Source organism: Shewanella sp. VK101, assembly GCF_056497865.1.
Genome location: NZ_CM151402.1, coordinates 4,524,811 through 4,547,799 on the forward strand (window position 1 = coordinate 4,524,811; position 22,989 = coordinate 4,547,799).

The window sequence follows — 22,989 nt, forward strand, 5'->3', positions numbered from 1 at the left end:
ACTAGCCATAACGATATTCAATACCGAATGTACCTCTGGGATATTCCCATTTCTTGATAATGGTTTCACCGCAAAGCATTTTACAGGTGCCACATTCCAAACAACCTGCAGAGTCAAATTTAAGGCTGCCGTCGTCCTGAATTTTATAGAGTCCTGCTGGGCAGGCGTTGACCAACTTACGGAATTCATTGATATCCGGGTTTTCAACAAGCTCAATATGTGGATGTCCCTCATCAACATAGAACTTGTTCACCCCCAATTTCACATCAACATTGACTGGCTCGCTCATATCGCTGTCATCCCCTTAATACCATCTTTAATCAGATTCATATAACCCACTTCTTTGGCATGCTTCATCAGGGTCTTGCGCAGAGGTTGCGAGGCGCTGCCATCTATGGTGAACATCTCCTGCATAATGTCGGCGACCAGCTTGGGATACTGATTGAAGATCCTTGGGTTCTCCATAAAGGCGGGTAATTTCTGGTACAGCTTGAGATCTTTCATGATAAAGCTGTTGTCCAGCAGTGTTTGATAGGCACCGAGTCCGGCGGCACTGAAGTCATTCTTGGCCTTGGCGGCAAGTACGGCTCTGGCGGCGGCCTCACCGGATGCGATAGCCAAGTCCATTCCGCGAACCGTATAGCCCACGTTAAGACAGAAGCCTGCCGCATCCCCGGCAATCAAGACACCGTCATCCACCAGCTTGGGCAGCATGTTCAGTCCGGCCTCGGGAACCACGTGGCCTGAGTACTCAAGCAACTTGCCGCCTTCAATCAAAGGCTTGATCGCCGGATGATTCTTGAAGTCTTCCAACATCTGCGGCACTGTCTTGGAAGAGGTTTCTATGTGGTGCAAGCCACAAACAATCCCCAAAGAAACAGTGTCTTTATTGGTGTAAAGGAAGCCCCCACCCAAGAGACCATTGGAGGGTGAACCGGCAAACAGCCAGGCAACGCCTTCATCACCGCTGACATTAAAGCGATCCCGTATCTGCTGCTCTGACAGGGCGATAAGCTCCTTGGCTCCGACCGCCATGGCACTGGATTGCACCTTGGGCTTAACCATGCCGAGCTGTTCCCCCAGAAGAGGGTTGACCCCTTCAGCCAGAATCACTGTCTTGGCCAGCAGTGAGTCGCCATCGGCCTCCACCCCTATGACCTTACCGTCTTCCTTGAGGATTTTTTCAACCCGAATACCGGTAATAAACTGAGCCCCGGCTTCCTCGGCCTGTTCGGCCAGCCACTGATCGAAAGTGCCCCTGAGCAGAGTATAAGATTCCTCTACCTGCTCCTGACCACGGCCGTTGTGATAGTCCAGGGTTACTGCAGTATCATCAGTGAGAAACGATACTTTTTCCTTGGTAACCTTACGCTCCAGCGGCGCCCGTTTGGCAAAATCGGGCATAATATTTTCCAGGCTGTGGGCGTAGAGTCTACCGCCAGTCATATTCTTGGCCCCGGCATAGTTGCCGCGTTCAATCACCAGAACATCGGCGCCCTGACTGGCCAGGACATAGGCAGCAACGCAGCCGGCGAGCCCGCCTCCCACTATGATTGCGTCAAATGCATCTTCTGACATGCTGATCCTCTCTTGAATTCGAGACTACCGGCCCCTTGAGCCGGTAGCCGGGCCAGATAGTTAGCCTTTGAAGCTGTTCAGCAGGGCTGGAACTATCTTGTTGATATCACCGACAATGCCGTAATCCGCATACTGGAAGATGGGGGCATTCTTGTCTTTGTTGACAGCAATAATGGTCAGGGAGTCGTTGACGCCAACCATGTGCTGGATCTGACCGGAAATCCCTATGGCCATATAGACATCAGGCTTGATCATCACACCTGAAACCCCAATATAGCGCTCACGCTCCATCCACTTTTCAGTTTCGGCAATCGGACGGCTGCAGCCCAGTTCGGCACCAACCTTGGCGGCCAGCTGTTCAATCAGCTTCAGGTTATCCTGCGAACCTATGCCATTGCCCACACCGATAACGCGCTTGGCCTTACCCAGGTCGATATTGGATTTTTCCTTTGGCCGACGTGCCAGGCAACGAATGCCATTGGCTGGGGCAACAAATTCCAGAGTGATCGTTTCGGCGCTGCGGCCCGCTTCTTCGGCTGGCAACTCCTTGAAGGCGCCGGCGGCCAGGGTCACCACAGCAATTTGAGAGGTGATCTTCTCTGCGCCGATGGCCAGGCCACCGTAGACCAGGTGCTTGGCACCGACATGGCCTTCGCCATCGATTGTGAGTTCGGCGGCATCATTGAAAACCCCGGCACTCAGGCGCACACCCAGCTTGGCGGCCAACGCCTTGCCGCGGCGGCTGGCTGGCAGCAAGACCAGGGACGCCTGCGCTTCGGCTTCAATCGCCTTGGCCATGGTCAAGGCGTACTCTTCCACTATGCGGCTTGAGTCCTTCTCGCCCAGGTGATACACCTTGTTTGCGCCCAATGCTGCAGCCCTGGCAACCTCATCGGCACCACCCAAGACGAATACAGAGACACTGTCACCCAGTTGCAGACCGGCGGCCATCACTTCGGGCAGACGAGCAGCCTCGCTGCTGAAAACCCAAACATTTGCTAGCTTGTTCATTTCATCCCCCTCAATTCAACACATTGCCAATATGGCCGACAAACTCGGCAACCTGGCCTTCATCATCACCCTCGATAATGATCTGCTTGCGGGCCTTCTGTTCAGGCGCAGTAATAGACACCAGCTCCACCAGCTGCGGGATCTCTTCCAGCGCCAGTTCGGCATAAGCCAGCTTGTTGACCGGCTTTTTGCCCGCCGCCAGAATGGCTTTCATTGAAGGGATTTGAGGTTCGTTGATATCGGCAGAAACAGCCAACACGGCAGGGAGCGACAACTCCAGCTCTTCAACTTCGTCGTCCAGCTCGCGCTCAACCCTGACCATACCGTTGGCGACTTCCAGAATTTTGCTGACACCATTGATGCAAGATACTTGCAGCAATTCACCAAGCAGCAAACCTACCTGCTGGGCGTAGAGGTCACCCGAACCGTCACCGCAGAGGATCAGCTCAAACCCTTCCTGCTTGGCGGCAGCAGCCAAGACTCGGGCAGTTTGATGGGGCAGCGCCTGCTCCAGCTTGGGATCGCAAACCAGGGTCAGCGCGTCCGGGCCTCTTGAGAGGATATCTTTGCAGGCTTTGGGGGCGGCCAGTGCATCTGCGCCTATACTCAACGCCGTAATGCTGCAATCGCTCTGGGTTGCCTTGATTTGTACCGCAGCTTCAACGGCACACAGATCGAATTGGCCTATCTTTTTGTTTACATTACTTGTATCTACAGGAAGGTTGGGAATGACTTTGATATCCTGCTCTTCCGGGACAAGCTTATAACATGCAATGATCTTCATCTTATCTCCAGTCTAAGTATCACTATAAACATTCGTCTCTACTGGTTTACATTCCTCAACATTGGTGATCGGAAACCCATAATTAATAAAATTTCAGGCTTGCATCACACAAAGTCGCACCCTCCTGGGTAACGAAAGGGAATAAAAGTCCACACCCATTTAGATATCAATATGGATAATAGATTAGTTCACCTTAACCAAATTTAGAGTTGCTTAATTGATTATCAGATTAATTAAATAAACCTCTCACAATCCATCAGCGTCATTTTATTAATACAAGCTATTTTCAATTAAGACCAAACAAATTCGTTTGTTGAGCCACTTTTTGTGAGCAATATCAAATTTTCCAACCAAATTAAACAAAACCTGATTATATAACGACCTTCAATGGTTCATTTTTACCGTTTTTATTGATTTGCATCACACATTTTCGAGCAAGGTAACAATCCATTGACCAAAAGTGTGATGCGGGAATGTTTTTTTATTCATGACCGAAACCATAATCGGTTCAAATTAAAAACGGAGGGTGGTTAATGAATAAGTTTAAGCTAAAAAATCTAAGCTTGATGTTATTAGGATTAACGCTTAGTGCGCCAAGTTTGGCGGTGGACATCAGTGGTTCAATAAGAGCGAACTACAGCATTAAAGATTTTAGTGACGCTTCAAAAGCTACGGGTGGTGATTTCGATTTCAACACCTTGGGAATAAAACTCTCCCAGGATTTTGAAAACTATGGTTTTGTCGCCGAATATCGCTTTGCCGATGGTTACGACTATCTTAAAAACGGTTATGCCTATTGGAATGCCAATGAAGATCTGACCCTACAGCTCGGTGTGGTCAGCAAGGCATTCGGTAACAAGAACTTTGCTTCCCATAACTGGTGGTACAGTCTCAACTACTACCTTGGCTTCGAAGATGACTATGGTGTTGGATTCAATATCAACCATAAATTCAATAACTTCGAAACAGACTTTTCCTTCATCCAGAGCTCTCTCTACAAGGGCAGCGACTATCGTAACTTCGCTGGTACCATAGGTTCGGGCACCATAGACGGCACAACCTATAACAACAAGGAATACAACACTGTCAGCTTGCGCGAAAGCTACAGATGGGAAAATGACAACTGGCAGGTGCTCTTGGGAGCCTCCGTTGAATACGGCCAACTTTATAATCCGGTGGCCGATGAATCAGGAGACAACCTCAACTATGCCGTACACCTGGATGCAAAATATCGTGGCTGGGGTGTACAACTTCAATATTTGAAGTATGACTTTGATCAATATGATGATGGTCAAATAGATACTTCAAAAATTGGTGTTGGTGCAGTTAATGGCTTCTATGAAGTAGCAGCCAAAGGCGACATCATGACATTCAACCTGTCAAAAGTAGTCGATACCCAATGGGGTGGCCAATTCACCTTCTACAACGACTTCAGTATTTTGACACCAGATGAATCCAACTTTGACGACTCAGTACTGAATAGCACAGGGGTCTCACTTTCTTACAAACAATTCTTTGTGTACGTCGATTATTATCATGCCAAAAACGTTGTGTGGTTGGGTGACAATAGTCTGGGCCTGAAAGACAGCGATAAGGAGTGGAATGGTCGATTCAACATTCACTTGCAGTATTGGTTTTAATAACTGAGCTATTTAGCCAGTAGCTCAAACCCAAATCATTTTTTATTAATCTGGGGTTTTTAATTAAACCTCATGGGCTCACCTTTCCTGAAAATCAGTTAAAGACTTTTGGGTATGGAGAATTTTGATGAGTGAAAATAAAAAGATCAAAAAGGCTGGTATTGAAGCGAAGATATTTTTCCCTTCACTATTGGTAGTGATCCTTCTCTCCTACTTTACTGTGAGAGACCTTGATGCCGCCAATGAAGTAATCAGCGCAGTCTTCCATTACTTAACCCACAGCTGGGGTTGGGCATTTGAATGGTACATGATAGTCATGTTGGCCGGCTGGCTCTGGTTGCTGTTTGGTCCTTATGCCAACAACCGCCTCGGTAATGAAGAACCTGAATTCAGTACCGGAAGCTGGATCTTCCTGATGTTTGCCTCCTGTACTTCAGCTGCAGTGCTGTTCTGGGGCTCGTTGGAGATCTACTACTATGTCAGCTATCCCCCATTTGAGCTGGAACCTTTGTCGGTACAGGCCAAAGAACTTGGACTGGCTTACAGTCTGTTCCACTGGGGACCGCTGCCATGGGCCGGTTACGCCTTCTTCTCCGTGGCTCTGGGTTACTTCCTGTTCGTGAAGAAGATGGACGTGGTACGCCCAAGCGGCACCCTCTATCCCATCATGGGCAAGAAGTGTGAAGGCATCATAGGCACCATAATAGACAACATCTATGTCGTCGCGCTGATCCTGGCCATGGGTACCAGTCTGGGTCTGGCGACACCTCTGGTTACCGAATGTATTCAGTATCTGTTCGGTATTCCGCGCACCATAGAAGTGGATGCCACCATTATTTCAGCCTGGATCATCTTCAACGCCATTTGTGTGGCCTTTGGTCTGCAAAAAGGGATCAAGATTGCCAGTGACCTGCGCAGCTACCTGAGCATCATCATCCTCGCCTGGGTACTCATCATTGGTGCCACCACATTCACAGTGAACTACTTCACCGATTCCATCGGGGTATTGCTGATGAACATGGGCCGCATGCTGTTCTACACAGCCTCTGTCAGTGACAGCAGCTTCCCTCAGGATTGGACAGTGTTCTACTGGGCCTGGTGGGTAGTTTACGGTATCCAGATGTGTATCTTCCTGGCCAAGATCTCCCGCGGCAGAACCGTGCGTCAGCTGTGTCTGGCCATGGTAGGTGGTCTAACAGCTTCTACCTGGTTGCTGTGGACCATACTCGGCAGTAACACACTTAATTTGATGAACGAAAATATCGTCAATATGCCTGCCCTGATTGAACAGTATGGTGCCGCCAGGGCCATTATTGAAACCTGGGCCGCTTTACCTATGAGCACCATTACCATGTGGATGTTCTTTATTCTGTGTTTCCTGGCAACAGTAACATTAATTAACGCCTGTTCTTACACCTTGGCCATGTCTACCTGTAAAGGGGTTGATGCGGATAATGAACCACCGGTTTGGGTTCGTGTAGGTTGGTCTGTATTGGTCGGTGTTATCGGTATTGTTTTGTTGGCTTTGGGCGGATTAAAACCACTGCAAACAGCCATTATTGCCGGCGGTGCGCCTCTCGTTTTCGTGAACATAATGATCATTATCTCATTCTTGAAAGATTCACGAAAAAATAACTGGAAGAGTTGATCGGATTATAGATTCACCTCACACCTTACTTTGAACAAATGTATTTATATAGGGGACTTTTCATGGATTATCGTTTAACTGATGAGCAGGAATTATTTGTTAAAGGTGTTCGTGACTTAATGGAGAGAGAAAACTGGGAACAATATTTCTCCGAGTGTGACGAAAATAGTCAATATCCAGAAAGATTTGTAAAAGAACTGGCAGAAATGGGCATAGATAGTCTGTTATTGCCGGAAGAGTTTGGTGGCTTCGAAGCCGGACTGATGACCCTGGCGGTTATCTGGGAAGAGCTGGGCCGCCTCGGTGCCCCCACCTATGTCCTGTTCCAACTGGCCGGCTTTACCACAGTACTGAAACACGGCACCCAAGAGCAGATCGACAAGATCATGGCTTTCCTGGGTACCGGCAAACAGATGTGGAACTCCGCCATCACCGAGCCTTCAGCCGGTTCCGATGTTGGCAGCCTGCAAACCACCTATACCCGCCGCGACGGCAAAATTTACCTCAATGGTACCAAGTGCTTTATCACCAGTGCCGCCGGTTGCCCCTTCCTGGTGGTGATGGCCAAAGACTCAGCTTCCGAGAAACCTGTGTTCTCCGAGTTCTTTGTCGACATGACCAAACCTGGCATCAAGGTCAGCAAGCTTCCCAAACTCGGCCTGAAGATGGACAGCTGCTGCGAAGTGCAATTCATCGATGTTGAGCTGGAAGAGAAAGACTTCTTCGGCACCGAAGGCAACGGTTTCCTGCGGGTGAAAGAAGAATTCGATGACGAACGTTTCCTGGTGGCCTGCACCAACTATGGCACGGCTTACTGCGCCTTCGAAGATGCCGCCAAGTACGCCAACCAAAGGGTACAGTTCGGCGAGGCCATCGGCCGTACCCAGCTGATCCAGGAGAAGTTTGCCCATATGGCCATCGAGCTGAACAACATGCGCAACATGATCTATCACACCGCCTGGAAAGCCGACAACGGCATCATGACTTCAGGTGACGCAGCCATGTGTAAATACTACTGCGCCAATGCCGCCTTCCGGGTAGTTGACCATGCCATGCAGGTCTTCGGGGGTTACGCCATTGCCGGTGAGCACCGCATCAGCCGCTTCTGGCGCGATCTGCGGGTAGACCGAGTTTCCGGCGGTTCAGACGAGATGCAGATCCTGACTCTGGGTCGTGCTGTGCTGAAAGAGTATCGCAACAGGTAGTTGCCCATGAGTACCGGCCGGGTTCGCCTATCTCCCTGCTCCCGGTGAAACCGGCCGGTCGGTATGGCGCAGCACAATCTGCGCCATCAATGCCAAGAATCGATAGAAGGAACAGATCATGTCACATCATTTAGCTATGCCAACATTTGGCCCTCTCTCGGGTGTCAGAGTCGTGTTCTCCGGCATAGAGATTGCCGGCCCATTTGCCGGGCAGCTGTTTGCCGAATGGGGCGCCGAAGTTATCTGGATTGAAAACGTGGCTTACACAGACACTATCCGGGTGCAACCCAACTATCCTGAGCTGTCACGCCGTAACCTGCATGCCTTGTCGCTGAATATCTTCAAGGATGAAGGGCGCGAAGCCTTCCTCAAGCTGATGGAAACCACAGACATCTTTATCGAAGCCAGCAAGGGTCCGGCCTTCGCCCGTCGTGGCATCACGGATGAAGTCTTGTGGGAACGCAACAAAAAGTTAGTTATCGCTCACTTATCAGGATTTGGTCAGTACGGCACAGAGGAATACACTCACCTGGCCGCGTATAACACCATAGCCCAGGCCTTCAGCGGCTATCTGATGCAAAACGGCGATGTCGACCAACCCATGGCGGCCTTCCCTTATACAGCTGATTATTTTTCAGGTATGACAGTAACCACATCTGCGCTGGCAGCCCTTTACAAGGCGCAGCAAACGGGTGTTGGCGAAAGTATCGACGTGGCTATGTATGAAGTTATGTTACGCATGGGCCAGTACTTCATGATGGACTACTTCAACGGCGGCAAGATGGCACCACGCCAGTACAAGGGCCGTGACCCTTACTATGCCGGTTGTGGTCTGTACAAGTGTGAAGACGGCTACATAGTGATGGAAATGGTCGGCGTCACCCAGATTGAAGAGCTGTTTAAAGACATAGGTCTTGGCCACCTGCTGCACACGGCAGCGGTACCGGAAGGCACCCAGCTTATCCACCGCATCGAATGCCCACATGGACAGGAAATTGAAGATGCACTGGAGCGTTACATAGGCCAACGCACCATAGAACAGGTGCGCGAGCGCTTCGCTGAGCTGAAAATTGCCTGTGCCAAGGTACTCAGCGCCGAAGATCTTGAGTCCAATCCTCAGTACATCGCCCGTGAGTCTATCACCCAGTGGCAAACCATGGACGGCCGTACCTGCAAGGGTCCCAATGTGATGCCCAAATTCAAAAACAACCCAGGCCAGATCTGGCGCGGCATGCCAAGCCACGGCATGGATACCGACGCCATTCTCAAAGATATCGGTTATGACGAAGCCGCTATCCAGGAGTTGGTGAATAAAGGGCTGGCCAAAATCAAGGGAGAAAAATAACTCCTGAAGTCGTGCGAAGGCCCGCATTTACAGGCCTTCGCTGCATAACCCGTTTTATTGAGCAAGGTGTCAAATGGATATAATAGCTGGACAAGATTTACGTCAGACCTGGGATGATCTGGCCCTCAACTATGGAGAGAAAACGGCGCTTATCGTCGAAAACCTTCAAGGGCTGGCCCAGGAATACAGTTATGCCGGGCTCAATAAAGAGATCAACCGCACCGCCAACCTGTTTCATTCGCTGGGAGTCGCCAAGGGCGACAAGGTGGCGCTGCATATCAACAACTGTGCCGAATTCATCTTCTGTTGGTTCGGTCTGGCCAAGATAGGCGCCATCATGGTGCCGATAAACACCCATCTGCTGCAGGAAGAAACCGCCTATATTCTGGACAAGTGCGCTATCTCTCTGGTGGTTACCAGCAACGATTTTCAATCACTCTATAGCTGTTTGCAGCAAGATCCCGGCTCTCCACTACAGCAGATACTGCTGATAGCCGACGAGTCGGCCACTGCACCGGCCAGCATTCTCAATTTCCACCGCCTAAGGCTGGCACAACCCGATGAACTGCAACACAGAGTGCCATTGAGCAGCAGCGATGTCGCCGAAATCCTGTTTACCTCGGGTACCACTTCCCGTCCCAAGGGGGTGGTAATTACCCACTACAACCTCAGATTCGCCGGTTACTACACCGCCTGGCAATGTGCCCTCAGGGACGATGATATCTATCTGACTCCCATGCCCGCCTATCATATCGACTGCCAGTGCACCGCAGCCATGGCGGCCTTTTCGGCGGGAGCCACCTTTGTGATGCTGGAAAAATTCAGCGCCCGCGCCTTCTGGGGTCAGATATGTAAGTATCGTGCCACTATCACTGAGTGTATCCCGCTGATGATCCGCACCCTGATGATGCAGCCGCAAATGCCTTGGGAGAAACAGCATTGCCTGCGTGAAGTGTTGTTCTACCTCAACCTGTCAGATCAGGAAAAAGACGCCTTTGTCGAGCGCTTTAACGTGCGCCTGTTTACCTCATACGGCATGACAGAGACCATAGTCGGCGTCATAGGCGACCGCCCAGGTGACAAGCGGCGCTGGCCCTCCATCGGCCGGGTCGGCATGGGTTATCAAGTGGAGATCCGCGATCAACAGGGGCGCCCACTACCTCCCGGTGAAACCGGGGAGATCTGCATCAAGGGCGAACCGGGCAAGACACTGTTTCGTGAATACTACAAATTGCCGGAAGAGACCGCCAAGACACTCTCCGCCGACGGTTGGCTGCACACGGGTGACTCAGGCTACGTCGATGAGGAAGGTTTCTTCTATTTTATCGATCGCAGCTGCAACATGATCAAACGCTGCGGCGAAAATATCTCCTGTGTCGAACTGGAAAACATTATTTCAGAGCACCCCAAAATTGCCGATGTTGCCATTATTGGGGTGAAAGACTCTATTCGAGATCAAGCCATCAAGGCTTTTATTGTCTTGCATGAAAACCAGACAATTACCGAAGAGGAGTTCTTCGAATATTGCGAAGAACATATGGCTAAATTCAAGGTACCTTCTTTCCTTGAGATCAGAAAAAGTTTACCGAGAACCTGCTCGGGTAAAATAAAAAAGAAGAGTCTTTGCTGATAAATAGCCAAACCAATAAACCGAATTTAAATTTTAAGCCTTCAAGATATCGAAGGCTTAAAAAGAAAACCGTAAAAACCAAGAGAGTAATTGGTAATGTCTTTATTACCAAAATTGTCGTAGCTGGGTAATATCTGCTTAAGCCATAAATAGTTATGGCCTTAGGCTGGCGATAAGCGTTAACTGTATTTCGCACATACTCAGTGATATTTTAATTTTTATCCAGATGGAGTATTAGCATGAACGAATCGTTACACATACGCCGCAATGGCCATATTCTGGAAATCACCCTGGATCGCCCCAAGGCCAACGCCATAGATGCCAAGACCAGTTTTGCCATGGGTGAAGCCTTTATCGCTTTCCGTGACGATCCGGAACTGCGGGTGGCAATTATCACTGGGGCCGGTGAGCGCTTCTTCTCTGCCGGCTGGGATCTGAAAGCCGCCGCCGAGGGTGAAGCCCCGGATGCCGACTTTGGTCCAGGCGGTTTTGCCGGTCTGACCGAGCTGTTCGATCTGGACAAGCCAGTTATCGCCGCCGTCAATGGTTATGCCTTCGGTGGTGGCTTCGAGCTAGCCCTGGCCGCCGACATGATAGTCTGCAGTGACAACGCCAGCTTCGCCCTGCCGGAAGCCAAACTGGGCATAGTACCGGATAGCGGCGGCATGCTGCGCCTGCCCAAGCTGATCCCACCTGCAATCGTCAACGAGATGATGATGACCGGCCGCCGCATGGATGCCCAGGAAGCGCTGCGCTGGGGCATAGTCAACCGGGTAGTGGACAACAGCCAGCTGATGGAAACCGCCCGAGAGTTGGCGCAGGAGATCACTCAGAGTGCTCCTCTAGCCATCGCCGCCTTGAAAGAGGTGTATCGCACCACCAGCGAAATGCCGGTGGAAGAAGCCTATCGCTTTATCCGCAGCGGCCAGCTGAAACACTATCCTTCCGTATTGCATTCAGAAGACGCGCTGGAAGGGCCACAGGCCTTTGCCGAAAAACGCGATCCTGTCTGGAAAGGCAAATAATTTAAGGAAAGCACGCCAACCGGGACAAGGATGTCCCACCCCTGCAACCCACCAGGATAAATACCATGACCTGTTATGCATTTGAAGGTCTGATCCCTGTTGTCGACCCCAGCGCCTTTGTTCACCCCAGTGCCGTACTGATAGGCGATGTGATAGTCGGCGCCAATGTCTACGTTGGCCCTCACGCTTCCCTTCGCGGTGATTATGGTCGGCTGATCCTCAAGGCCGGCAGCAACCTGCAGGATGGCTGCATCATGCACGGCTATTGCGATCAAGACACTATAGTCGCCGAAGATGGCCATATCGGCCATGGCGCCGTGCTGCACGGCTGCATCATAGGCCGCAATGCCCTGATAGGCATGAACAGCGTGATCATGGATGGCGCCGAGATTGGGCCAGACACCATAGTCGGCGCCATGAGCTTCATCAAAGCCGGCTTTAAAGGCCAACCGCGGCAGTTACTGGCAGGCTCTCCCGCCCGATATATCCGCGATGTCACAGAGCAGGATCTGCACTGGAAACACCTCAATACCCTGGAATATCAGGCGCTGGTGCCGCGCTGCCACAACTCCCTTCGGGAAGTGAGGCCGCTGACACAAGCCGAAGCCAACCGTCCCAGGCTCAAAGGGGTCACAGAGGTGACCTACAAGGCCTGATCCCCTTGCTGAATGGAGTACCCGTATGCCACTCAATCCCCAGGTTGAAACCTTCCTGCAGCAAACCTATGCCGCAGGCTTCACGCCCTATGAAGATCTGCCGCCCGACGCCGGTCGTCATCAGGAACACAGCGATATTCCCCCCGGCCAGGCCACCGGAAGAGATGGCCGCCGTTGAACACAGATTTATTCCCGGCCCTACCGCCGACCTGCCGGTTAGGATTTACCGCCCCAAACACAGCGAACAACCCCAACCGGCGCTGATCTACTTTCACGGCAGCGGCTGGATGGTATCCAACATAGAAATCAACGACCCTTTCAGCCGGGCACTGGCCAAGAATTGCGGCGTGGTGGTGATTGCCGTCAATTATCAAAAGGCGCCGGAGCACAAGTTCCCCATCCCCATGGATGACTGCTACGCGGCGACCCTGTGGGTATTCAAACACGCCGAGAGACTGGGACTGGATCCCAAGCGAATCGGTATCTTCGGCGACAGCGCCGGTGCCAATCTCGCCGCTGCAGTGGCATTGAGGTGCCGCGATGAAGACTCGGCGGATCTCGCCTGCCAGGTGCTGGTTTACCCGCCGGTGCAGTACGGCTGGCACACGGCCTCGGCGGAGAGATACGCCAGAGGTTTTTTGCTGCACAAGGACAGCATGAAGTACTACTGGAACCACTATCTACGTAGCCCGGCCGATGCCATTCATCCCTATTGTTCCCCTTTGCTGGCAACCGACCACAGCAAGCTGCCCACTACCTTACTCTACTGCGCCGAATGCGACCCCCTGTGCGACGACAGCCGTCTGTACGCCGACAAGTTGGCGACTTCCGGCGTAGCCGTGCACTATCAGCGCTACCCGGGCACGATTCACGGCTTTATCAAGATGTTGGGAGTGTTCGATCAGGCCGATGAGTTCCAGCGCGATGTCGGCGCCCAAGTAAGAGAGTTGCTGACGGTCAAGGATTAACAACCCAAGCGCCTGATTTTGGCACCCCTGAAATTGGGCACCCAAACAGCCACCATAAATCACCACCTCCATGGGAGGGGTTTAAGATTGACAACAAAATGCCCGGCTCGATGCCGGGCATTTTTATCTCGATGGGGTCAGGTTTGAAATTGGCTCACTCAGGCCGCCGGACAGAGCTGCGCCTGCAGTTCTGTTTCCCCGGTCAAACCACGATAACCCTTAATCAGCCTGCCCTTACTGTCCAGCAATAACAAAATAGGGGTTGCCGGAATGCCGCCCATGTCTCTGACCAACTCCAGTGGCGCTCTATAGGCCTCAAACGGAAAGTTGAGGCGGAACAGCGCCCGTTTCAGGGCGAGTTGATTACCATTGACGCCGAGCGCCACCGGCTGCAGATGACCAGGGCACAGCTGATGTAACTTTTTCAGCACCGCCGCCTGCTTAACACACCAGGGGCACTCGGGCTCAAAGAACATCAACACAGCACTCTGGCCCTCGAGATGTGCCAGCGTCTGCTGCTCTTGCCCGCGAAGGGGCTGGAACAGATAGTCGCGGGTCAGCTGTGAGGCCTGCAACGGCATGGCACACAGCAGCAATAATCCCAGGGCCAGGCGCTTCATAATCAGAACACCAGTTTCATGCCAGCATAGATCTCTCTGCCACGCAGCGGACCATAGATGTAACCCACATCGAAGGCGCCTTCGGCGTCATAGAACAAGGGGCTTTCCTCGTCACCGGCCTGGGTATAGTCAAACAGGTTGCTGACCCCGGTATAGAAGGACAGGTTGTCGTTGAACTGATAGCTGGCACGCAAGTCCAGGGTAAAGTAGGACGGCGCATCGGTACGCTTCTTCGAGTCGGGATCCACCTTACCGTTGGCATCCAGGCGGTTATAACCTTCATAACCGTACTGCGACAGATCGCGGCCGCCAATCCACACCAGGTTGGCGAAAAATTCCCAATCGTTGACGTCCCAATCCACGCTCAGGGTCACCCGTTCCTCGACCGGTGCCACCGCATAGGAAGACTTGAATACCGAATCATAGTCGAAGTGCTCGCCGGTAAGGTTTACCGTCAGGTCATCGGTCAGGCGATAGCCCAGGGCGATATCTGTGGTCACCACGCTGGCCTTCTCATCCAGCTGGGTCAGCAGCGGGATCCCATGGTCGTTGGTGGTCAGCGCCGCCAGATGCTCGACTTCGGTCCAGGCCACAGAGGCGGTGGAGGTGAGTCTGTCACCCTCGTAGCTCAGGGCATAGTTCACCGAGTTGGAACGTTCCAGCTCGTCGATGTCGATATCAAACCCCAATGAGCCATCCAGAATGCCGTGATCAGTCTCGAAGAATGACAACGGCGCCCGATAGCCACGGCCGGCAGACAGACGCGAAGTCCACAGCTCATTGTGACGCAGGCGGATATCCACTCTGGGCGAGAGTATCGACTCGTCCAACTCTGTGCCCGGCTTGCTGGGGTCGGTAAAGTCGGCAGTGATGCTGTCGTAACGCAGCGCCATGGCGACTTCGAGATCATCGGTCACCTGCCAGGTATCCTGCAGGTACAGGCCCTTGACATCATAGTCAAAAGAGTCGGAGACATAGTCAGGGTTGGCGCTGCCGGCGCGGGAGTGGGAGCGCATCTCTTCGGTTCGCAGATCGGCGCCGAAGGTTAATAGATGGCTGTCGTTGAGCAGGTAGTTGAATCTGGCGTCGAAGAACCACATCTTGTCATCGGCGGTATAATCGAACCCCTCGTAGAAGGAATCCTGTTTGTGTTCGGCATAGCTTACCGCCAGGTGCATGTTCCAGTCGTCACTGAACTCCTTCAGCCAGGCAAGCGATGCCTCGTTGCGCTCTGTCTTGATCCACTCTGTGGTTTCCCAGGCCTTGCCCTTGTAGCGCTTGCGGATATCACCGTCTTCAAACAGCTGCTGCGGCTCACTGGGCTTATCATCAAAGCCTGAGAGTACACTGCCTATGCTGGAAGCTGTGCCATCGGCAAAGTTGCTGCCCAGCATGGGGCCACCGAAGATCTCCGACTGGATATTGGCAATTCGCAGCACCAGGTTGTCAAAGTCGCCGATATCCTGGGAAATTCTGGCGGTTACGCTGCGGTTTTCCTGCAATGGCGCCTCGTTGACCTTGTTGTCATCGGCGTCGAACTGATCTCTGTCGTCATACTGAGCCACCAGCGTCGCCCGGGTGCGACCATCTTCACTGACGCCCTTGCCAAGGAAGCCCACTTTGCGATAGCCATTTTCACCGGCGGCGATATCCAACTCGGCACCATTTTCGGTCGGCTCATAGCTGATGATGTTGATGGTGCCGCCAATCGCCTCAGGGGCAATCAGTGAAGCCCCGGCGCCGCGGGCCACTTCGATGCGTTCAATCCCTGTGGTAGGAATGGCATCGACGGCGTAATAACCGGAAATCATGGTATGCACCGGCAAACCATCCACCAGAATTGTGGTTTGCTCCCCTTTCATGCCGTTGAGCATGATGCGTTTCACACCACACATGGAGCATTCGTTGGAGACTTTTACCCCGGGAGAGTTATCTATAGCTTCCGACAGGTTAACGGCATTCTTGTTTTCTATGATGCTGGCGTCTATCACCTCTGTCTTCATTATGGTGTTGGCCAGGGTGCCGGCTTGCTCCAGCCGCTGCCTAACCCCTACCACACTCAAGCGCTCCATGTTTTCTGCAGCCGGCTCCTGCGCTTCTTCTGTTTCTGCCGCCATCAACTGCGGGCTCAACAGGGCCGCCAAAACAACTGCCAGATAAGTCGGTTTCACTCAGATATCTCCCCAAATCAACAAAGTTGCGTAATATTATACGAATGAGAATAATTATCAATTGACTTAGATCATGTTTTTAACAGCCGCTCTAAAGGTGTATCAGCATCCCCTAAAGGTATTAACTGGTGGACGGCGGTTTTTCTCGGCAGTGCAGAAATGCCCAAGGCCCGCATAATGGCGGGCCTTGGGTTTAAAAATACTTTAAGTAAGATGCGGATCAGCTACAGAGTTGCCTTTGCAGTTCACTCAGTGAACGCACCTCGATATGGGGCTTAATCCCTTCGGGTGCCGCCTCGCCCTTAACGTTGAGCCAACAGGTATCCAGACCGGCTTGAAGGCCGCCGAGAATATCCGAATGGGGGTTGTCACCCACCATCAATACCCGCTTACGCTCGGGTTGCTGCATCTTGGCCAGCGCATGCTCGAAGATACCCGGATCCGGCTTGGCCAAGCCGACCTCTTCTGAAATAACCAACAGATCAAAGTGTTCGGCAAAGCCGGTCTTTTGCAACCGCACCTGCTGCAGCTCGGTAAAACCATTGGTGATAATCCCCAAGCGGGCACGGCCCTTGAGGCTATCAAGCAGCTCGGCAGCACCGGGAAGCGGCTCACAGATATCGGCCATTGCCGTCATAAAGGCGCTGTTGAGTTCAAAAGGTGTGCGCCCGAGACGTTTGGCCCAATGGCTGAAACGGGTCAGCTGCAACTCGCTGGCGCTGATCTTGCCGTCCTGGTAGGCCACCCACAGCGGCGCATTGGTTTGCTGATACTCGGCATAGTCGGCATCGCTGAAATCCACCCCCTGACGGGAAAACATCAGCTTGAGCCCACGCGGCGCATCGAACTGAAACAGGGTTTCATCGGCATCAAACAATACCCACTGGTAAGCCTGACTATTAGAGTACGGCATTCTTCTCTCCTGTTTCCCTATTCTTCTTTAAACCAAAAGCCATAGCCCGAAAACATAGCGTTATACAGGACACAAGTTGCGAATTTTACGCCTTGACGTCGGCGGCGTCCAACCCGCTGCCGACTCGACGGGTTTGCGCCTTGGCCGCCAGGCGCTGCAGTATCACACCAGCCAGGATCAGCGCCGCACCCAGCCAGGCCTGCCAGCCCAACTCACGGGAAAGGCTGTCGAGCCAGACACCGGTCAGCATCTGTCCGGAAATCACCAACAGGGCACAGGCCATGGCGCCAAGCCTGGCCAGAGCCCAGCTGCTGGTCGCAACAAACAAGGCGCCTATCACGCCGCCGAGCCAAGTGTAAGCCGGCGTAGCCTGCAGCTGCCATACTGCGCCGCCCTGAAACAGGGTATAAACCGCCAATACCAAGGTCAGCAGTAAAAAACCCAATAGGTGGTTCAGCAACGATGCCTGCAGCGCGCCTTTATTTGCCGCCAGTGCACCGTTAAAACTGCGGCTCAGGCTGACCATGACGCCGTTGGCCAGCGCCAACAACAAAAACAGTGACAACATCATCTTCTCCCCAGGTAAAAATTAAGCGTGAGCGGAAAATATCAGCAACAGCGCCCCGGCCAGTACCAGCAGTAATGCCGGCCACTCGAGTGGATGCAGTTGCCGCTTTGGCAACAACCACCAGCCTCGAGAATCACTGATGGCGCCGAACAGTAACTGCCCCAGCAGCAGAAGTGCCAGGGTTCCGCCCAGCCCCAGGGGAGAGTTGACGCAGATGGCCGCCAGAATCACAGTCATGGCGCCGGGCAGACCGCCAAGCCAGGCCCAAAGTGGCAAGGTGCGCTTTGGCTGCTTATTCTGCTCAGGCCCCCCTGGCGATGGGGCTGCCTTTCGCCTTCCCATAAATAGCCATAACAACAGGGCGGTCAACGCCCCGGTACCATGGGCTATCCAGGAAGCCAGCAGGGGTGAGCCAGCCGAGGCCAACTGGCTGTTAAGCTGGATCATCAGCGCCAGTAAGCCACCGGCAACGAATGCCACCAGGGCGGCTCCCCAGGATAGCGGCATATTGGATTCTCGGTTGCGGCTGCCTTGCATCTCTCTTCTCCGGCGTGTGCGAATCAATCTTGGCCAGCCAATGGCGGGCATTATTCGGGCTCGACAGGGCGTCTGTCGCCGCCCTTCAAGCAGACGCCACTCTACATTGTTTTGCCATTTAGGATAATTACCGATAATGTCGCAATACAGTTTCCAAAAACTCAACTATCAAGATGGATCACTTCAATGCCCTGCCGGTGTTTGTCGCTGTGGTGGAGTCCGGCAGCTTCTCGGCCGCTGCCAAGCAGCTCGGAAGCAGTAAGTCGGCAATCAGCAAGCGGATAAGCCAGCTCGAAACGCGCCTCGGGGTGCAACTCCTGTACCGCACCACACGTTCGCTCAGCCTGACGGAAGCAGGCGAGCGCTACTATGACTCTGTGCGCCACGCGGTGCGTTTCGCCAGGGAGGCGGAAGATGTCATAGGCGAGCTGCAGCACAGTCCCAAGGGGCTGCTGAGGATGTCTGTGCCCATGGTCTATGGCTGCCGTTATGTCGCGCCGCTGATGGCTGAATTTCTGCAGCGTTTTCCTGATATTCGCCTGCAACTTGAGTTGAGCGACAGCCATACCGATCTGATTGCCGAAGGTTTTGATCTGGCGCTGCGCATTGGTGAACTGGCAGATTCCAGCCTGGTCGCCAAGCGCATCGCGCCATGCGAGAGTTTCCTGGTGGCCGCCCCCGAATACCTAAAGCGCTACGGCACGCCGCAAACGCCAGAGCAGCTCGGCCAACACAACTGTTTGTTCTATTCGCTGTTTCGTGGTGGCAGCGAATGGCGCTTTCAAGGCCCCCAGCAGCAATCGGGCGGCGAAGTCAGAATCGAGCCCAAAGGCAACTTCGAGGTCAATAACAGCGATGCGATTCACAGCGCGATTCTCCAAGGCCTGGGGATAGCCAACATGCCGGACTTTATTGTAAGAGGCGATATCGCCAAGGGCCGCCTGGTCGCCCTGATGCCCGAGTATCGGCTGCCCCAACACGGTATTTACTGCGTCTACCCCAGGCGCAAGCACCTGCCGGCCAAGGTCAGCGCCATGATAGATTTTTTAACCGCGAAGCTACCGTGATGGCAGCATGAAAGATAGTGGCCTTGTCCGAGGCGCAGGTGACAGATTCACGAGCAGCGCCCAGCTTGCCCTTGGCTGTGATGTGAGATAAGGGAAAGCTTCAGCCTGAACCTCTGGATTAAGAAGCAGGCATCAGCCTGCTTCTTCATGGTATTACTCAGTCGCTCTAACCGTGGCTATGCCGGCGTCTGCCGCCCATTGCAGCACATCCTCCCTTTTTAGCGCCGTGGCCATCAACTCGGGAAATTTGTCCGGCGTACAGGCAAACACCGGGCTGCCGATGGCGGCAAAATCCGCGGCCATTTGGTTGTCATAAGCCGGACGCCCATCGTCGCTCAACGCCAACAGGGTGATCACATTCACTTCACGGCGTAGCAGTTCAGCGACCCGAGCCTTAAGCTCCTTTTCATTGCCCCCTTCATAGAGATCCGTGATCAGGATAAGGTGAGTCTTGGAGGGGCGCTCAATTTTGTCGGCGCAGTAAGCTACCGCTTGGTTAATATCTGTGCCACCACCCAGTTGCACGCCAAACAACACTTGCACCGGGTCGGCCAATTCATCAGTAAGGTCCACTACCGCAGTATCAAAACACACCAACCGGGTTTTCACCGCTGGAATGGAGGCCATCACAGCCGCAAAAATGGAACTGTACACCACAGATGTCGCCATGGAGCCGGACTGGTCAACGCAAAGGATCACCTCGTCCAGATCCACCTGTCGCCGCTGCTTGCGGGTATAGCCCACCAGCTTTTCGGGCATCACAGTGCCAAGCTCAGGTTGATAGTGGCGTAAATTGGCACTGATGGTTCTGTGCCAGTCGATATCGGCATGACGGGGACGAAAACTGCGTTTGCTTTTATCCACGGCACCACGAATGGCCTCGGCAGTTTTTTGTTCCAGCCTGGCCAGGAGTTCATCTACCACCTTACGAATGACCTGCCGCGCCGTTTCCATGGTTTGCGCCGGCATCATGCCCCCGAGGCTGACGAGATCCGCAACCAAGTGCACATCGGCCTCCATAGCTTGCAGGAACTCGGGCTCCATCAGCATCTGTTTCAGGCCCAAGCGCTCGAAGGCATCCCGCTGCACCAACTGCACCACAGATGCCGGGAAAAATTCGCGAATATCGCCAAGCCAACGCGCCACCCTGGGTGCTGAGCCGCCCAAGCCCCCGCGACGTGCCTCTGAATGTTTGCCGTCACCATAGAGTGCCGACAACGCCTCATTCAAACGTTTGTCGCTGCCATTGAGGGGCGCCTGTTCCAATTCTGCGCCAAGGGCCAGTTGCCAGCGACGCTGTCTCATCAATTCATCCATTGATTGTCTCCTGCAAGCAACTTGCCCAGCCCTTCCAGATGGGCAGACCAGAGCGGTACCAAGGCATCATTAACGGAATACTCAGTGCCTTTTGCCACAGCTTTGGCATTGAGACTATCCAGCAGTCGGCGACGCTCCATGGCATCCAACTCGGCAAATACCCGCCGCAGCAACGGCAGACTCTCGACAAACGCCTCTTCCTCAAGCGATAACAGCCAATTGTCCACCGACTGTCGCAACCTGGGGTCGTAAAGCAAGCGTTCGGCAGCCCCGCTGAAGAAGCCCTCGAAGAACCCCTTGGCTTCGGCAATCGGATTGGCCGGTGACAAAATTTTCGCCATCAATTGAGCCAGGTAGTCTTCATCCAGGCGTTTGGCCTGATACAGCAGGCGACAGCACAGCCCGCGGACTCCCGCATCACATAGGCCAGTATTGACCACTTCGATTAACGCCTGCCACCAGCCCTCCATGACAGAATCTGCCACTTGTGCCAACTCCAACTGGGCATGTGCTCTGCCTACGGCCAGCCGGTAATGATTACTTTCGTCCTCATTTAACTGGCGAACAGCAATGGGCAAGGATAAAGATGCCTGCACCGCCAAGCGTTCAATCAACTCATTGACATGCGCCAGCGACAGGTTTCTCGAGGTACCGTAGCGGCTGATATCCACCAGAGGAGGCAAACAATCCAGCAGATCCAAGCCCTCGGCTGTGTGTGCTGCACGCTCGGCCAACAGTTCGAAGCCCAGCTCTACCGCTCGGGGCAATTCAGCCTCCAAGGCCTCCAACACCAGGTTTGCCAGCTCACCCAGTTGTCTTTGCTCCCGCATGCGCTGGATGGTACGTTCGGCTGCCGCCTGTACTAGTGAACTGCCATAGATTTGATTTTCAACCAGTTGCACCGCAAACTCAGGTTGCCAGGCGATCACCCAACGCTCACGGAAAGTTCCTCGGCTGGCGCCGGCACTGCCCTGCTCGCCCCAAGGCACATCGAGCAGCCTCAGGCGATGCAAAAACCAGGATTTCAGCTGGCCCGACTCACTGCGCAAGTCGAGAGAAAGCTCCCGCGGCAAAGCCTCGCTCTTGAGACGGGTTTTCTTTTGCCAACGCTGCAAGTCATCCAAGAGGGGGGCCAAAGGCACATCTGCGGGTATTTCACCGACCCGGGAGCCGAGCAGGAGTTGCTGCGAAATCTGTTGCCACCACCTGGCTTCTCCGCCGCACATAGTGGCGATAGATGCATCCCGCGCCTCTTCGAATCCAGGACTGGGACGAGCACGAATGGCCGCCAGACTATGGCACAGGCGCAGGGTCTCAATTACAGCGGCGGTTGAAACCATTAGCCCGGCCGCTCTCAACATGTCGGCAACCTGGGTTAGCCAACGAGTCAAAGATACCTCGTCATAACCGTGTTGCCACAGGTGGCTATACCACATGGGCGCGGCCACCCCGGCCCCATAGCCAGACTCACTGGCAAGCCTTGGGCTGGTCCAGGGGATCCAGGTTGAACTCACCCGCTTGGGCGCCAGTTTTGCCGGGAGGCTTTTCAATTGAGCCTTATCTTCTTTCTGGCTAACCTTGGTCTTCAGCCCCGGCAGATGCCAGGCACCGCAAACCACAGCGATTGGTCCCGCGTTTTGTTTGGCCGCCTCGGCAATTTGCAGCCGCATAAAGGCTTCTCGCTGGGCTTCTCTCAAGCTGTCGTTGGGCATGGCACTCCTGAGCTCGGCCATGGCCTGGGCCAACGCATCAAATAGCTCAGGATCGTCATCACTGCCCTGCTCTATGACATGATTCCACCAACTTTCACCGTCCTCATAACCGGCAAGCAAGGCCAGTGCTGAGACAGGATCCTGACGCAGCCGGCCCTCGTAAGGCGCGGGGGAATCTTCAGGAAGAGAGGCTGAATCTGTATCGTCAGCTTCTGTCGCTGTATCGTCGTCACCTTCCGACTCAGGCTCAATATCCTGCAGCCTGGATGCCAACTGCACGGATACAGGCAAATCAATAAAACGTACCTCGGTATTGGTGTTCAATGCCCAGCGGCACGCCTGATACTCGGGCGAGTATTCGGCAAAGGGATAATAGAGGCTGTGGCCTGTTTCATCGGTGACAAATGATAAGAGAGCCACCGGCGGTTTCATCTCGTCACTGGCCAAAAATGGCACCAGTTCACTGCAATCAGCCGGTCCTTCTATCAGAACCAACGCCGGGTTCAACCGCTCCAGCGCCGCCACCAGCCGCCGGGCCGAGCCCGGACCATGGTGGCGAATGCCAAAATAATGGATATTCTTCATGGGCAAGTG

21 protein-coding genes are annotated in these 22,989 nt (G+C 53.5%); 10 read left to right on the forward strand and 11 right to left on the reverse strand.

The features are described from left to right. Window position 1: 1 nt before the first annotated feature. Genes ACSHSR_RS20055 through fixA form a run of 4 tightly spaced genes read right to left on the reverse strand, consistent with a single transcriptional unit; the run spans window position 2 to window position 3,373 of the window. Complete coding sequence (locus ACSHSR_RS20055) at window positions 2-289, reverse strand: 4Fe-4S dicluster domain-containing protein (protein ID WP_025010089.1); 288 nt, start codon at window positions 287-289, stop codon at window positions 2-4. Further along, a complete protein-coding gene (locus ACSHSR_RS20060; RefSeq protein ID WP_479631081.1) occupies window positions 286-1,578 on the reverse strand; it encodes an FAD-dependent oxidoreductase in 1,293 nt (430 codons plus the stop codon). Before ACSHSR_RS20060 ends, ACSHSR_RS20055 begins: the two co-directional genes overlap by 4 nt. Window positions 1,579-1,638: 60 nt before the next feature. Beyond that, the gene (locus ACSHSR_RS20065; RefSeq protein WP_093983879.1) at window positions 1,639-2,589 is read right to left on the reverse strand and encodes an FAD-binding protein; all 951 of its coding nucleotides are present in this window, start codon (window positions 2,587-2,589) and stop codon (window positions 1,639-1,641) included. 10 nt (window positions 2,590-2,599) lie between these two features. Then, window positions 2,600-3,373, reverse strand: coding sequence for a putative electron transfer flavoprotein FixA (gene fixA / locus ACSHSR_RS20070; RefSeq protein ID WP_479631082.1), 774 nt, complete (start codon window positions 3,371-3,373; stop codon window positions 2,600-2,602). 533 nt (window positions 3,374-3,906) lie between these two features. Here fixA and ACSHSR_RS20075 point away from each other — a divergent pair. The 9 genes from ACSHSR_RS20075 (at window position 3,907) to ACSHSR_RS20115 (ending at window position 13,490) form a co-directional block, all read left to right on the forward strand. Continuing rightward, window positions 3,907-5,013 carry a hypothetical protein gene (locus tag ACSHSR_RS20075; protein ID WP_129586084.1) on the forward strand — a complete coding sequence of 369 codons (1,107 nt, stop codon included), beginning with the start codon at window positions 3,907-3,909 and terminating at the stop codon, window positions 5,011-5,013. 127 nt (window positions 5,014-5,140) lie between these two features. Further along, a complete protein-coding gene (gene caiT, locus ACSHSR_RS20080; protein WP_025010093.1) occupies window positions 5,141-6,661 on the forward strand; it encodes an L-carnitine/gamma-butyrobetaine antiporter in 1,521 nt (506 codons plus the stop codon). 62 nt (window positions 6,662-6,723) lie between these two features. After that, window positions 6,724-7,866 carry a crotonobetainyl-CoA dehydrogenase gene (caiA, locus tag ACSHSR_RS20085; RefSeq protein ID WP_025010094.1) on the forward strand — a complete coding sequence of 381 codons (1,143 nt, stop codon included), beginning with the start codon at window positions 6,724-6,726 and terminating at the stop codon, window positions 7,864-7,866. A 118-nt stretch (window positions 7,867-7,984) separates the two neighbouring features. Further along, window positions 7,985-9,211, forward strand: coding sequence for an L-carnitine CoA-transferase (gene caiB, locus ACSHSR_RS20090; RefSeq protein ID WP_479631083.1), 1,227 nt, complete (start codon window positions 7,985-7,987; stop codon window positions 9,209-9,211). Window positions 9,212-9,284: 73 nt separating this feature from the next. Beyond that, window positions 9,285-10,841 (forward strand): crotonobetaine/carnitine-CoA ligase, encoded by a 1,557-nt coding sequence (gene caiC, locus ACSHSR_RS20095; RefSeq protein WP_479631084.1) that lies wholly within the window; start codon window positions 9,285-9,287, stop codon window positions 10,839-10,841. Between the two features lie 239 nt (window positions 10,842-11,080). Then, the gene (gene caiD / locus ACSHSR_RS20100) at window positions 11,081-11,866 is read left to right on the forward strand and encodes a crotonobetainyl-CoA hydratase (RefSeq protein WP_025010097.1); all 786 of its coding nucleotides are present in this window, start codon (window positions 11,081-11,083) and stop codon (window positions 11,864-11,866) included. Between the two features lie 65 nt (window positions 11,867-11,931). After that, entirely contained in the window at window positions 11,932-12,522 is a 591-nt protein-coding gene (caiE, locus tag ACSHSR_RS20105; RefSeq protein ID WP_479631085.1) for a carnitine operon protein CaiE, read from the forward strand. 25 nt (window positions 12,523-12,547) lie between these two features. Next, entirely contained in the window at window positions 12,548-12,700 is a 153-nt protein-coding gene (locus ACSHSR_RS20110; protein ID WP_479631086.1) for a hypothetical protein, read from the forward strand. Then, the gene (locus ACSHSR_RS20115; RefSeq protein WP_479631087.1) at window positions 12,687-13,490 is read left to right on the forward strand and encodes an alpha/beta hydrolase; all 804 of its coding nucleotides are present in this window, start codon (window positions 12,687-12,689) and stop codon (window positions 13,488-13,490) included. Before ACSHSR_RS20110 ends, ACSHSR_RS20115 begins: the two co-directional genes overlap by 14 nt. 158 nt (window positions 13,491-13,648) lie before the next feature. On the opposite strand, the gene ACSHSR_RS20120 is transcribed toward ACSHSR_RS20115, so the two are convergent. From ACSHSR_RS20120 to ACSHSR_RS20140, 5 genes are all read right to left on the reverse strand, one after another. Beyond that, the gene (locus ACSHSR_RS20120) at window positions 13,649-14,110 is read right to left on the reverse strand and encodes a TlpA family protein disulfide reductase (RefSeq protein WP_096142479.1); all 462 of its coding nucleotides are present in this window, start codon (window positions 14,108-14,110) and stop codon (window positions 13,649-13,651) included. A 2-nt stretch (window positions 14,111-14,112) separates the two neighbouring features. Then, window positions 14,113-16,281, reverse strand: coding sequence for a TonB-dependent receptor plug domain-containing protein (locus tag ACSHSR_RS20125; RefSeq protein WP_479631088.1), 2,169 nt, complete (start codon window positions 16,279-16,281; stop codon window positions 14,113-14,115). A 220-nt stretch (window positions 16,282-16,501) separates the two neighbouring features. Next, window positions 16,502-17,194 (reverse strand): pyrimidine 5'-nucleotidase, encoded by a 693-nt coding sequence (gene yjjG, locus ACSHSR_RS20130; protein ID WP_028780088.1) that lies wholly within the window; start codon window positions 17,192-17,194, stop codon window positions 16,502-16,504. An 85-nt stretch (window positions 17,195-17,279) separates the two neighbouring features. Then, window positions 17,280-17,765 carry a DMT family transporter gene (locus ACSHSR_RS20135; protein WP_223828871.1) on the reverse strand — a complete coding sequence of 162 codons (486 nt, stop codon included), beginning with the start codon at window positions 17,763-17,765 and terminating at the stop codon, window positions 17,280-17,282. Between the two features lie 18 nt (window positions 17,766-17,783). After that, a complete protein-coding gene (locus tag ACSHSR_RS20140; RefSeq protein WP_243757293.1) occupies window positions 17,784-18,299 on the reverse strand; it encodes a DMT family transporter in 516 nt (171 codons plus the stop codon). 173 nt (window positions 18,300-18,472) lie between these two features. On the opposite strand from ACSHSR_RS20140, the gene ACSHSR_RS20145 reads away from it, so the two are divergent. Continuing rightward, window positions 18,473-19,366, forward strand: coding sequence for a LysR family transcriptional regulator (locus tag ACSHSR_RS20145; RefSeq protein ID WP_479631089.1), 894 nt, complete (start codon window positions 18,473-18,475; stop codon window positions 19,364-19,366). 153 nt (window positions 19,367-19,519) lie between these two features. Here ACSHSR_RS20145 and ACSHSR_RS20150 read toward each other — a convergent pair whose 3' ends face one another. Continuing rightward, a complete protein-coding gene (locus ACSHSR_RS20150; RefSeq protein WP_037467560.1) occupies window positions 19,520-20,683 on the reverse strand; it encodes a VWA domain-containing protein in 1,164 nt (387 codons plus the stop codon). Continuing rightward, the gene (locus tag ACSHSR_RS20155) at window positions 20,671-22,980 is read right to left on the reverse strand and encodes a DUF5682 family protein (protein ID WP_479631090.1); all 2,310 of its coding nucleotides are present in this window, start codon (window positions 22,978-22,980) and stop codon (window positions 20,671-20,673) included. Before ACSHSR_RS20155 ends, ACSHSR_RS20150 begins: the two co-directional genes overlap by 13 nt. Between the last annotated feature and the right edge of the window lie 9 nt (window positions 22,981-22,989).